This is a genomic window from Geomonas sp. RF6, assembly GCF_021044625.1.
Lineage (GTDB): Bacteria > Desulfobacterota > Desulfuromonadia > Geobacterales > Geobacteraceae > RF6.
Genome location: NZ_CP087999.1, coordinates 2,637,773 through 2,651,520, shown reverse-complemented (window position 1 = coordinate 2,651,520; position 13,748 = coordinate 2,637,773). Strand labels below are relative to the sequence as shown.

Sequence of the window (13,748 nt, the reverse complement as noted above, 5' to 3'; positions counted from 1 at the left end):
AAAGGAGCAGAAGTGCCGGCAACTGCCGGGAACGCCTTTGGCTTATCCCGGCCTACAGTACACCCCACGGCCACCCTTCAGCGCACCCGGCAGCTGCCGTGGATTGCGTCGCACGCTTCGCCGAAGAGCTTCTCCAGCCAGTCCTCCCTTCTTGTTTCCGCGGTCATCGGCATGCCGCAGGCGGGACAGGTATTCAGCCGCGCGCTGCGGCGGATCATCCGCTGGATCGTAGAGATGAAGGTGGCATGGCTCCAGGTGAGAGGTGACACGGAGAGGGGGGCGCCTGTTGCGGGGTGGAGTTGCTCCGGGAGGACCCCGGAGGGAAGCGCGTGCTGCACCACCCACTCGATGATCTCGTGCACCTCTCCCATTTCCCCTTCGCTCGCCGCCCTCGCCACGAGATAATCTGCGTACCACAGGGTCGCCACGAACCACGGATTTCCCGGCACGCTGCTGTCGACGCTATAGAAGGAGTCCCCTTCGTAGCGGGCCATCCCCCCTATCGTCTCCACCAAGAGCCGCTCCCGCACGACGGCATAGGTCGCGACGACCTTCGGGTCTGAAGCCTCGAACATGCCGAAGGCAAAAAGCCCCCAGAGGCTCGCGTCACAGCTGTCGTCCACCACCAGCTCCCCATCCCCGGCGCACGACAACATCCTGCAGAAGCGCCCAAGCTCCGGCCGCCAGAGGTGCGTAGACGCGGCGTCACGAATCTCTGCCGCCGCCTTCCGGTAGCGCTCGGCCCGCTCCGTCTCGCCAAAGACGGTGCAAAAGAGGGAGGCCGCGGTGAGCCCGCCGAAGACCGCCCCGACGGTGAAGGTGAGGATGCCGCGCCGCTCCTCCCAGAGATCGTACGAGGGGGCCGGCAGGCCGGTCCCTTTGTCGCGGAAGCCGGCCATGAAGTCGGCAGCGTTCTTGATGAGAGGCTTGTAGAGCGGCTTGATGAACTCGATGTCGCGGGAGAGCACGAAATGCTGCCACAGCCCCCACACCACCAAGGCGGTCTCGTCCTCCTGGATCGGCAGCTGGTGCTCTCCGTTGCTGAACCAGGGGTGCCACGAGGAGGCGGGGGTGCCGTCGGGGTTGTACTTGTGCAGCAGGTATCCCCCCGGCTCCACGATCCGTGCTATGAAGCGGTAGAAGTCGCGTACGACGCCGGGGTAGCCGGCGAGGTCGAGGGCATAGGCGGTGAGGGCGCCATCCCGGGGCCAGATGTAGGAGTAGGTGTCGCGGTTGTACTGGATGACGTCCGAATCATTCGCGGCAAGAATCCCGCCACCCGCATCGATCTGCGTCTGCAGGACCAGGAGGCTGCGCCGGTAGAGTTCCGCCACCCGGTCCGACACCCCCTCGAGCGCCGGGGTCTCCTTGCGCACCCAGAGGCTCCAGTAGTCGCCAGTGCGGGTAATGAGCGTCTGCGCACCTTTCTGCTTCACCCGGCCATCGAGGCGGCGCACCTCCTGCCAACTCTTCCCCGCCGCGATCCAGTAATGGCACACACTGCGCGATACCCCCCCCACGACAAGGGCGAGGGAGATGACGGAATCGACCGACCCCTGGGAGATGGAGTTGCAGGAGAGGATGCCGTCCTCGGCGTCGCGGAACGCTCCCTCCAAGGACCCCTTCTCCTTTTGCCCCACCGCATATTGAAAGAGAGGAGCGCCCTCCGCTGTGAGGGCGTTGGCCAGAAAGTAGCGCGCCCCTTTGTAGTGCACGACCCCGCCGCTCTCCGGGTCGAAGGCGGCAGTGTCGCCGACGCTGTTCCCGGAGATGGAAAAATCCTGGCAAAAAAAGAGCCGCACCTCTCTCAGGCGCGGCTGCATGTTTTCTATGGCTATCTCGCGAAGGTAGATATTTTCGTGGAAATCGACCGCATCGCGGCAAATCAGCAGGATCTCCATCTCGCGGTTATACAGCGTGACACTCGTGACCAGCGTGTCCTTCTCGTAGCGCAGCTCCTTCTCCCACCCCGCCCCGATCCAGCTGAAGACCCCGTCCACCCAGATGCCGAAGCGGGCGCGGCGCCCTCCGATATGATCCTCCTGCCCCACATGCGGGTAGTAGAGGTCCCGGATGTGGTAGTCACTGTCGAAGCAGACAAGCAGCGTCCCGTTTCCTACCGGCAGATCACGCGGCATCACGTCCTCCCCTTCCGGCCTGTGAATTAGGCCGGATCACATCGAGGATTGTACCGCGAACGCCCCCTTCTTTCTAATCGATCCTTCTTTTGTGCACGAAAGAGTAGTGGCGCAGCTTCCCGGGCATGTGACTGCCGACCACGCCGAAGATCACCACGAGGAAAAGAACGGGCACAGCAACGGTTTTGCTGAGGTGCACCAGCGCAAGGAGAGCCACATGGCACTCCGCCATGACGCCGTTCCCCTGGTAGAGCCAGTGGCGGCTCTTGTACATGCCGTGGGCGACGAGACAGGCGCCGGAAACGATGGTGAGGACATGCCACACGACGAGGCCGGCGAAAGGGACGCCCCAGAACATGCCCCCGAAAAGTACGCCCATGACGGCGATATGCCAGCAGCGCAACATGATGTCGATAGCCTTCAGGTAACTGGAACCCGGCTGCTTTTCCTTCGGGATTCTTCGAGTTGCTTCACTCTCCATCGCACTCCTCACTTCTCGAACTCGGCAAAGCCGGTCCCTGCTCCGTTTCATGAGCAAAGAGAGAGTAGTGTACCGGTCCCACGAAGTCAAAGGATAATGACGCCTTTTGACTCCCGTCAAGGCATGGTCGCGTATACAGCCCTATAAGAGAGCACAAGGAATGTCCGCCCCTGGAAGGAGGTCTGTCATGACCATTGTCGTCGCCGCTGTTGCACTCTCCTGGTGCCTTTTCGCCGCCCTCGCCCTCTGCCCCGTCAGGGCGTATGCCCGCGAGCGGGACGAGGAGTAAGCTGTATATGTTGTACTGTAGGTACTGTAGGCCGGGATAAGCCGCAGGCGTTCCCGGCATTTGCAGGAACCTCCCCTCGGATGAGCGGGAGCCCGAGCGTCCCCTCCCTTTCAAGGGGAGGGACAGAACCAAATCCCCCCTGCCCCCCCTTCGCAAAGGGGGGAACGTTAGGCCTTCTGCAGTGCTTCGTGGCAATGTCCCCCCGCTTCCCCGGAATTCCCGGATCAACGTTCGCAAAGGGGGGAACGCGGAGGGCCTCGCGTGGCGCTTCATCGAAACACACTTCTGCTTCCCCGGAATTGGAGGATAAAAAAAGGCGCCCCCGTCACCAGGAGCGCCTCTTTTCTTGCCATTGTCTTGCAGACTACATCTTGTTCAGCAGCGGAACGATGAGAAGCGAGACGATGTTGATGATCTTGATCATCGGGTTGACCGCCGGGCCGGCGGTGTCCTTGTACGGGTCGCCGACGGTGTCGCCGGTAACTGCTGCCTTGTGGGCATCGCTACCTTTGCCGCCGTGGAAGCCGTCCTCGATGTACTTCTTCGCGTTGTCCCATGCGCCGCCGCCGGTGGTCATGGAGATAGCGACGAAGATACCGGTGACGATGGAGCCGACGATGACGCCGCCCAGAGCCTTCGGCCCGAGCGCGAAGCCGACGACGATCGGTGCGAGAATCGGGATGAGCCCCGGGATGACCATCTCTTTCAGAGCGGTCTTCGTCACGATGTCGACGCACGCTGCGTAGTCCGGCTTGCCGGTGCCTTCCATGATCCCCTTGATGGTGCGGAACTGGCGACGGACCTCGTCAACGACGGAGCCGCCCGCCTTGCCGACAGCTTCCATGCACAGCGCTGCGAAGTAGTACGGAAGGAGACCGCCCAGGAAGAGACCGACGATGATGTACGGATCGGAGAGGGAGAAGGTCTTGTCCGCGATCGTCAGCTCCTGCACGTAGGAGGTGAAGAGGATGATCGCTGCAAGCCCTGCGGAACCGATGGCGTACCCTTTGGTAACTGCCTTCGTGGTGTTGCCGACTGCGTCGAGCGGGTCGGTTACCGCGCGGACGGACTCGTCAAGCTCTGCCATCTCAGCGATACCGCCGGCGTTGTCGGTGATCGGACCGTATGCGTCCATGGCGACGACGATGCCGGTGAGGGAGAGCATGGAGACCGCGGCGATGGCGATGCCGTACACGCCGGCGCACTGGAATGCCACGATGATGCCTGCGGCGATGACGATGACCGGAGCCGCGGTCGATTTCATGGAGACGCCGAGACCGGCGATGATGTTCGTCGCGTGGCCGGTTTTGGATGCTTCAGCAATGTGCTTCACCGGTGCGTACTCGGTCGCGGTGTAGTACTCGGTGATCCAGAAGATCGCACCGGTTACCACGAGGCCGACGATGGCTGAGATGAAGAGGTTGTTCGGGGAGATCACCGCACCGGCGGCGTCCTGGAGACCCTGCGGGAACATCTGGACGGTCACTGCATAGAATGCGATGCAGGCCAGGACGCCGGAAGCGATGAGACCCTTGTAGAGTGCGCCCATGATCTTGCCGCTGCCGCCGAGCTTCACGAAGAAGGTACCGATGATGGAGGCGATGATGGAGATGCCGCCGAGGATCAGCGGGTAGCTGACCGCGGCGTTGCTGCTGAAGGAGATCGCGCCGAGGAGCATTGCTGCGATGAGGGTAACGGCGTACGTCTCGAAGAGGTCGGCAGCCATGCCGGCGCAGTCGCCGACGTTGTCACCGACGTTGTCGGCGATAACTGCGGGGTTGCGCGGGTCGTCTTCCGGAATCCCTGCCTCAACCTTGCCGACCAGGTCGGCGCCGACGTCAGCACCTTTGGTGAAGATACCGCCGCCCAGACGGGCGAAGATGGAGATGAGGGACCCGCCGAAGCCGAGGCCTACCAGCTGGCTCACCACGTCTTTTACCGGAGCCTCCGGCATGAGCTTCTGCAGCACGAGGTAGTAGCCGGCCACGCCGAGGAGTCCGAGACCGACGACCAGCATGCCGGTGATGGCGCCCCCTCTGAACGCGACGTTCAGGGCCTTGTGGATGCCGGACTTCGCAGCTTCGGTCGTCCTCACGTTGGCGCGCACCGAGACGAACATCCCGATGAAGCCGGTGAGGCCGGAGAAGATCGCGCCGACTGCGAAGCCGACCGCGGTCTTCGCGCCGAGGAAAGCAAAGAGTGCCACGAACATCACTGCCCCAACGCCGGCGATGATGGTGTACTGACGCTTCATGTAGGCGCCTGCGCCCTCCTGAATCGCCGCGGAGATCTGGCGCATCCGCTCGTTACCCTGGGGCAGCCCCAGAATCCACTGGGCCGACACGAGGCCGTAGACCACTGCCGCCGCAGCACAAGCCAAGGCGAAGACTACTGCATACTGTTCCATTAAAATCATCCTCCTATTGTTTATGCCTCACGAAAGGCTTCCTATATAACAGGGGCAGACAAATTAACGCTCATTGAAACGGGTGATTGTTATAGGAAAGGTGCGTTTTTGTCAACCTCTTTTGCTCCCTTCTGAGGGCTCGATCCTGTATTCGGTGTAAATGGTTGCGCATCGCCGGGCGAAAATGTATCATGAGGGCCACGGTACAGAGTAGCTCATACTTTTCCGACCAACGGATCAAGAGACGCCCCGGCAGGGAGGCCACACGCCCCGCGGAGGCGTCTCTACTGCTTTCTGGGCCACAATATAGTATACGGAGTCACACCTTGTGCTGGGAAGGGGTTTTCACCCCCGGCCCCAATGAAGGAAGGATTAATCGATGCTCGACCGCCAGATCCTGGAAAAGATAAAAGCCATCGTCGGTGATGACAATGTTGCCACCTCCACGCAAGACCTCATCTGCTACGGGTACGACGCAACGCAGATGGAGTTTCTCCCCGATGCGGTGGTGCACCCCGGCTGTAGCGACGAGGTGGCGAGCCTTGTGAAGCTGGCGAACCAGGAAGGCTTTCCCGTCTTCCCGCGCGGCGCCGGCAGCGGTTTCACCGGCGGGGCGCTTCCCAAGGGTGGCGGCATCGTGCTGGTGACGACCAGGATGAACAAGGTAGTAAGGATTGATACCGACAACCTGATCGCGGAAGTAGAGCCGGGAGTCGTGACGGAAACCTTCCAGATCGAGGTGGAGAAGCTCGGCCTCTTCTACCCGCCAGATCCGGCATCTCTTAAATTCTCCACCCTCGGCGGCAACGTGGCGGAGTGCGCCGGAGGACCGCGGGCGGTGAAGTACGGCGTGACGAAAGACTTCGTGATGGGGCTGGAGGTAGTTCTCCCCACCGGCGAGATCATCCGCACCGGAGGAGAGACGGTAAAGGGAGTCGTCGGCTACGACCTCACAAAGCTCATGTGCGGCTCCGAAGGGACGCTGGGGATCATCACCTCCATCATCCTGCGGCTCCTTCCCTACCCCGACGCGAAGAAGACGATGCTCGCGGTCTTTGACTCCATAGACGGCGCGGCTCGGGCGGTCTCCACCATCATCAAGGGAAAGATCATCCCGACCACCCTCGAATTTCTGGACCACGCGACGCTGGTGTGCGTCGAGCGGCGCTTCAAGCTCGGCCTTCCGGAAGAGGGGCGGGCGGTGCTCCTTATCGAGGTTGACGGGGACCGCGACCTCATCGAGAAGCAGGCGGGGCAGATCCGGGAGCTCATCGAGCCGCTCGGCGTCGTGCAGTTCAGGGTGGCGCAGACGGCGGCGGAAAGCGACGAGCTGTGGCGGGTACGCAGGCTGGTATCCCCTTCGCTGCGGGACGTGAATCCGGACAAGTTCAACGAAGACATCGTCGTGCCGCGCAGCAAGGTACCGGACGTGATCAGGAAGATCGAGGCGATACAGAACCGCTACGACATCCCGATCGTCAACTTCGGCCATGCCGGCGACGGTAACATCCACGTGAACATAATGGTGGACCGCTCGAAAGAAGGTCAGGAGGAAAAGGCGCACCTGGCGATCAAAGAGGTGTTCCAGGCAGCGCTCGATCTCGGCGGCACCATGTCCGGCGAGCACGGCGTAGGGCTTTCCAAGCAGCCCTTCCTCCCGCTGGAGCTGAACACCGCCCAGATCGCGGCGATGCGCGCCATCAAGCGCGCCCTCGACCCGAAGAACATCATGAACCCCGGAAAGATGCTGCCGCTGGAGTAGCCTTTCCACGAGATCCGCAACGACCACCAGGTCCACCTGGTCCACATAAAAGAGAGCACCATGAGCACCACCCAAAAGCAGGACGCGATGAAGCGGATCGAAGCCGAGCTGAAGAAGTGCGTAAAGTGCGGCGCATGCCGGGCGCACTGCCCCGCCTTCACCGCCTTTCAAAGAGAGCCCGCCGTCGCCCGCGGCAAGGTCGCGCTGGCGCAGCACATCCTCAAGGGAAACATCACCCTCGACAACGAGACGTACTCCGCGATGTCCAAGTGCCTCCTGTGCGGCAGTTGCGTGGACAAGTGCCCGAACGACGTCCCCACCGACGAGATCGTCATCGCCGCCCGTGAGGCACTTGCGAAGCAGCGAGGGCTCACGACCTTTCACAAGGCCGTCGGGCAGGTCATCAAAAACCGCAAGGTGATGAATATGGGAGCGTTCGCAGGCGCCATCCTCGGCCCTCTTTTCTTCAGGAAGGTCCCCGCCACCTCCGGGCTCAGGGCCCGGTTCCCCCTCCCCTTCGTGGGGGCGGCGAGGCATTTTCCGCAGATCGCGAAGAAGCCGTTCATGGACCGTCACCCCGAGATCATCCACGGGGAGCCGGGGAAGCCGCGGGTACTTTTCTTTGTCGGCTGCATGACCAATTTTGTGTACACCGAGATCGGCGAGGCCGCGCTGGCGCTCTTTCGTCACCTCGGGTGCACCGTCATCATCCCGAAGGGGCAGCAGTGCTGCGGTCTGCCGGCAATGAGCGGTGGGGACCTCGACACCGTGCGGCAGCTCGCCGAGGAAAACCTGAAGGCGCTCGAAGCGCACGAGGCCGACTACATCATGACCGGCTGCGCCACCTGCGGCGGCGCATTGCACAAGCTCTATCCGCAAGTGGTGGGGAAGAGAAACCCGGAGCTGGCGGCACGGCTAAAGGCAGTGGCGGATAAGACCGTCGACGCCGCCGTGCTGCTGCAGAAGCTCGGGCTGAAGCCTGAGGAGACCGGTGCAGCAGATCCGCTGAAGGTAACGTACCACGATCCGTGTCACCACAGGACGGCGGGGATAGCGAAGCAGCCGCGCGCGCTTCTGAAGGGCACGTCGGGAGTGGAATTGGTGGAGATGGAAGGAGCCGACAAGTGCTGTGGGCTGGGAGGCACCTTCAACGTGTACCACTACGAAAGCTCCATGAAGATCAATGCAGGAAAGAGCGCGGCGATCCGTGCGACCGGTGCCGACGCGGTGGTGACGGGATGCCCGGGATGCATCATGCAACTCTCCGACGGCCTCAAGCAGGCAGGCGACGCCACAAAGGTGCTGCACACCCTGCAGATACTGGCTAGAAAGATCGCGAAGGAGAAGTAGCGACTTAGGTGGCGTGCGGTGCATCAACCGCACGCCCAGCCCCCCAGCCACACCGAGCCCCCTGCCCCGCTCCGCCGCACCCAGTCCGCACCCAGTCCGCACCCAGTCCGCACCCAGTCCGCCCCAGTCCGCCCCAGTCCGCCCCAGTCCGCCCCAGTCCACCACGTCCACCACGTCCACCACGTCCACCACCGCCTGTATACTGCATGCACCACCCGCCTCCCCTCCATCGCCCCCAACCCACCGCATTTCCGTCGCATCCGCGTCGTGCGCCGCCCCCTCCGCCCCCGTCCCTTCATGATTTCTGTTGACATTTTTAGAACAATTGTTTACAGGAATTACCCTAATTAGAGCCAGCAGCTCTTTCGTTTCGTGCGGCCGGAGAGCCGCGATTCCCCTCCCATAATCCCTGCGACCGCGATCGCGCCCTTTGAAAATAGAAGAGCCTTCTGCCCCCCGGAAAGCTGCCACGCCTGAAACCCATCCAGGGGCACGTCGGCCATCAATGACCACTCGGCCGTATCATCAATACAAGGTGACCCACTATGTCCAGCACCCCGATCAGACCATCGCTCAAGAACCCCTTCGACAAGGCGGAGAAGGTGGAGTTCAACATTCCGGGCGAGATCTCCCGCGCCACAGGCGGCTACGAGGAGGCGATGAAGGCAGGCTACGACCTGATCCAGCGCCCCACCAGATCCGTCAGCATCGAACAGATCGAGAAACAGCACTTCAAGAAACGGATGACGGTCTGGGAGAGGATCAAGGTCCTCACCGAGGCGGAGCCTAACATCCTGTACCAGAACTGGGGAAAGAACCTGGACGGCGCCTCCCTCGTCACCGGGATCCTCAACATCCACGGGCGCGACATCGCGGTGTACGGACACGACTTCACCGTGCGGGCCGGCTCCATGGACGCCACCAACGGCCGGAAGCTCGCAAACCTCTTCCAGCTCGCCGGAGAGAAGGGGATCCCCCTCATCGGCATGAACGACTCCGCCGGCGCCTTCGTCCCGGCCGGTGTCGGCGGGCTTGACGGCTACGCCGAGGCGTTCACCGCGCTTCGCAAGATCAGCGGGGTGGTGCCGAGCATCATGCTCATGTTCGGCTTCAACGCCGGAGGGGGTAGCTATCTCCCGCGCCAGGGGAGCTTCGTGATCCAGCCGAAAAATACCTTCTTCGGCCTCACCGGCCCCGGCGTGGTCAAGTCGGTGCTCGGCGAGGACGTCTCCCCCGACGACCTCGGCGGACCGAAGGTGCACGGACAGAGCGGCGTGGCGGACCTCACCACCGAGGACGAGGTGATGGCGCTGAGGACCGCGATCCAGCTTCTCAACTACCTGCCGGACAACAACTCCGTCATGGCCCGCCACCAGAAGACGAGCGACCCGCTGGACCGCAAGACGTGGGAGATCAACACGCTCCTCAAGAAGGCGTTCAACTCCCCCACCGGCTTCAACACCCCCTTCGACGTCTCCATCATCATCCAGCAGATCTGCGACCACGGCGACTACTTCGAGATGCAGCGCGACCGGGCCCGCAACGCCATCACCGCCTTCGGGCGCCTCGGCGGCAACGTCGTCGGCTTCGTGGCCAACAACTCGGCGGTCGACTCCGGCCAGATCGACTGCGACGCCGCCTACAAGATCGCCCGCTTCAACCGCTTCTGCAATATCTACAACATCCCCATGATCTTCATGGAGGACACCACCGGCTTCCTCCCCGGCCGCGAGCAGGAAGCCCGCGGCATCGTCCAGGCGGGCCGCGCCCTCCTCGACTCTATCGTGGACATCCGCACCCCGCGCATCCTCCTCATCCTCAGGAACGCCTACGGCGGCGCCTACGCCTCCTACAACAACTACCCCACCGGCGCCGACCTCGTCCTCGCGCTCCCCACCACCCGCCTCGCGGTCATGGGACCCGCCGGGAAGGAGTTCGTGTACAAGGACGAGCTGAGAAAGATCAAGGCCGCCGCCGCGGACCGCATCAAGCGCGGCACCGCGGAGCGGATCGAGGCGGGAGTGAAGGAGGACCTGGCAAAGCTCGATGCGGAGAAGGAAGTCGCGGAGTGGCTGAAGATCCAGGACCAGGAGCTCAGCCTGCGCTACGAGCGGGAGCTCATGAACCCGAAGGAGGCGCTCAGCCTCGGCTCCATCTCCTCGCTGGTCATGCCGACCGACCTGAGGAAGGTGCTGGGGGAAAACCTCAACTTCTTCCTGCGCCACTACAAGCCCGGGCCGATGCAGTCGGTACAGAGGGAGTTCCACTAGTTCCTTTTCCTCGCGGCGCGCCCCGAGGGGCCAGACTCCCAGGTCGTCACCCCTCCGTCAGCCGCCTTTACTGGAGAAAGCCACCATGGCCAAGTACTCTGACAACTACATGCACAACCCCCTGATCCACCGGGACCGCCGGCTCGCCAGGTCGACCTCTCCGTGGGTGCGGTCCTTCTCCTGCGAGGACCTCAAACCGCTCATCGTGTGCCGCGGCCCGATCCGCAAGGAGGCTATGGACGTCTACGAGGAGATGGGGATGCGCCACTACGGCATACTCCTCTCCGAGAAGGACTCCATCGTCTACCCGATGGCGCTCGCCCCGGAGCTGCGCCAGCTCACCGACCCGAAGCGGGTGCACCGGGTGCCTGATTACACCGGCGCCTCCAAGGAGGAGCGCACCGAGCGGATCCACCAGATCATCGGGATCGCGCTGGACAACGGCTACAACGCCATCTTCGCAGGCTACGGCTTCATGGCGGAGGACGCGGACTTCGTCTCCGCCATAGAGGAGGCGGGACTGAGCTTCATCGGCCCCTGCTCCGCCACCCAGCTTGGCGCGGGCAAGAAGGACGAGGCGAAGCGCACCGCCCTCTCGGTGGATGTGAGCGTCACCCCCGGTATCGACAACGTCACGGCGCGGACACTGGTGAAGAAGCACCCCACCCGCGAGAGCCTGCACGCCCTGGTGGAATCGTTCGGGCTCGACTGCGACGAGAAGAAGTGCCTCTCCGCCGATGCGCCGCTGGAGGAGCTCGCCGACCACATCCTCAACGCCTCCTATGCGAAGGGGATCGACCTCATCTCCATCGAGGAGCTCTGCGCCCAGGTGCAGCTCGAGGTCGCGGGGATGCTGCGCAGGTACCCGAAGAGCCGCGTCCGCCTGAAGGCAATCGGCGGCGGCGGCGGAAAGGGGCAGCGCCTTCTCGGCGCGGAGCTTCTCACTGCCCCCGCGGCAGACGACGCCCTCATCGCGCGCGTCGCCGCCGAGGCCCCGACGCTCGTGCGGGAGATCCTCGGCGAGGTGAAGGCAAACGGCGTGGGGGACAACAAGAACGTCCTCATCGAGCTCAACATAGAGCAGACCCGCCACAACGAGATCCAGCTCCTCGGCAACGGCCAGTGGTGCATCGCCCTCGGCGGGCGCGACTGCTCGCTGCAGATGCACGAGCAGAAGCTCCTGGAAGTCTCCGTCACCCAGGAAGGGCTCGCCGCAGCGATCGCCAAGGCAGAGGCTGCCGGGCGCAGCGCGGAGGTAAAGGCGCTGAAGAGCGACCTCGCGGTGCTCGTCCGCATGGAGGAGCAGGCGGAGCGCTTCGGCCTCGCCGTCGGCCTCGACTCCGCCTCCACCTTCGAGTGCATCGTGGACCGCGACCGGCACTACTTCATGGAGGTGAACACGAGGATTCAGGTGGAGCACCGGGTAACCGAGCTCTGCTACACCCTGAAGTTCGTCAATCCGGAGGACCCGGAGGATTTCTTCATCGTGGAGAGCCTGGTGGAGGCGATGGCGCTTCTCGCCCGCCACAAGGAGCGCCTCCCGAAGCCGCAGCGCGTGGTGCGCTTCAACGCAGCGGTGGAGGCGCGCCTCAACGCCACCGACGCATCGCTGTCGCCGCACGCAGGGGGCATGATCCGCTATTGGTCGAAGCCGATCGACGGCGAGATAAGGGACGACCAGGGGATCTGCCTCCTGAACCCCGACACCGGCGTCTTCATGAAATACCGCCTCACCGGTGCCTACGACTCGAACATCGCGCTCCTCCTCACCAAGGGGGAGGACCGGCTCGACTCCTTCCGGAGAATGTCCGACGTCATCTGCGCCACCACGCTTAACGGCAATGACCTCGCCACCAACCTCGATTTCCACTATGGCCTGGTGAACTGGTTCATCGGGAACAACGTCATGGCGAAGCCGACGACCCGCTTCGTGGTCCCCTACCTCACCCTCGTCGGAACCCTGAAGGAGGTGGCGAACAAGATCGACCCGGTGTACGCCTTCCTGCAGATGAAGAAGAGTTACGCGCAGCGCATGGCGCGGGAGTTCCCGGGAGACGCGCAGGTGGCAAAGGAGATGAGCAGCGTCCTCGACAGGAAAGGGACGCTCGTCACCCGCCCCATCGAGAGGCTCCTCGGTGACCCGCACCTACTCTCCGGCTGGCTCTCCATCAACCGGAGGAACTTCCGCTTCGACAACGGGAAGGTGGTGTGGCTCAGGAACCCGCTCGGGGTGCTGAAGGAGACGTACGAGTACCTGCACATGAACCTGCGCCCCCACAAGCCGGCGGCGGAGATCATCTGGGGGCACGACAACGAGCTCCTGCAGCAGTCTCTCCGCTTCTACAAGGCGCTGCGTGAGCACTTCGGGCTCGCCAAGGAGGAGTACTTCACGCTGTGCGAGATCCTTTCCCACGAGGAGCCGCAGGGTGGGCTCGACGCGAAGACCTGGTCGCAGGTCCGCTCCTCCCACTTCGGCTACGAGGCAGGGGTGGAGCTTCTGGGAATGCTCTTCCTGATCGGGGAGAACACCCGTTTCTGGGACCTGCGCGTGGAGGAGGACCTGGAGATCACGATCCCTGACTACCTGCACGACCCGGAACTGCAGGCCCGCATGAAGAAGGTCCTCGTCCCCCCCCCTGCCACGAAGGCGGACGAGATCGTCGCCGTCTGCGGCGGCATGTACTACGGACAGGAGGCGCCGGGGATGCCGGTCTTCGCCGAGGAAGGGATGCACTTCGAGGTGGGGCAGCCCCTCTACATCATCGAGGTGATGAAGATGTTCAACAAGGTCTGCGCCACCTTCTCCGGCACGATCGACAAGATCCTCATCAGCTCCGGCGACGGCACCATCGTCTCTAAGGGACAGCCCCTCTTCAAGGTCACCCCGGACGAGCGCTTCGTGGAGGTGGACGAAGAGGCGGTAGAGCGCGAGCGTCGTGCGGTGACGAGCGAGTATCTGCGAGCGGTGCTGGAGACGAGACCGGTCCGCTCCTCGCACAGCGTACCGGCAGCGCAGGCGGTCCCCGCCTGATCACCACTGTCTGAGTGGCG

At 63.2% G+C, this 13,748-nt stretch carries 7 protein-coding genes; 4 read left to right on the top strand and 3 right to left on the bottom strand.

The annotated features are described in order from the left end of the window. Positions 1-77: 77 nt before the first annotated feature. From LPW11_RS11420 to LPW11_RS11410, 3 genes are all read right to left on the bottom strand, one after another. Positions 78-2,138: a glycoside hydrolase family 15 protein gene (locus tag LPW11_RS11420; protein WP_230994020.1), complete on the bottom strand. Its 2,061-nt coding sequence runs from the start codon at positions 2,136-2,138 to the stop codon at positions 78-80. A 73-nt stretch (positions 2,139-2,211) separates the two neighbouring features. Further along, on the bottom strand, positions 2,212-2,619 hold the full coding sequence (locus LPW11_RS11415; RefSeq protein ID WP_230994019.1) for a hypothetical protein: 408 nt from the start codon (positions 2,617-2,619) through the stop codon (positions 2,212-2,214). A 653-nt stretch (positions 2,620-3,272) separates the two neighbouring features. Then, positions 3,273-5,315 (bottom strand): sodium-translocating pyrophosphatase, encoded by a 2,043-nt coding sequence (locus LPW11_RS11410; RefSeq protein WP_230994018.1) that lies wholly within the window; start codon positions 5,313-5,315, stop codon positions 3,273-3,275. Positions 5,316-5,694: 379 nt separating this feature from the next. Here LPW11_RS11410 and LPW11_RS11405 point away from each other — a divergent pair, with 379 nt between their 5' ends. The 4 genes from LPW11_RS11405 to LPW11_RS11390 all read left to right on the top strand — a co-directional run bounded on the left by LPW11_RS11405 (position 5,695) and on the right by LPW11_RS11390 (position 13,728). After that, entirely contained in the window at positions 5,695-7,077 is a 1,383-nt protein-coding gene (locus LPW11_RS11405) for an FAD-binding oxidoreductase (RefSeq protein ID WP_230994017.1), read from the top strand. A gap of 60 nt (positions 7,078-7,137) precedes the next feature. Beyond that, positions 7,138-8,427: a (Fe-S)-binding protein gene (locus tag LPW11_RS11400; RefSeq protein WP_230994016.1), complete on the top strand. Its 1,290-nt coding sequence runs from the start codon at positions 7,138-7,140 to the stop codon at positions 8,425-8,427. A 545-nt stretch (positions 8,428-8,972) separates the two neighbouring features. Then, positions 8,973-10,697, top strand: a complete 1,725-nt coding sequence (locus tag LPW11_RS11395) for an acyl-CoA carboxylase subunit beta (protein WP_230994015.1) — start codon at positions 8,973-8,975, stop codon at positions 10,695-10,697. Positions 10,698-10,782: 85 nt separating this feature from the next. Beyond that, entirely contained in the window at positions 10,783-13,728 is a 2,946-nt protein-coding gene (locus tag LPW11_RS11390; RefSeq protein WP_230994014.1) for an ATP-binding protein, read from the top strand. The last annotated feature ends 20 nt before the right edge of the window (positions 13,729-13,748 follow it).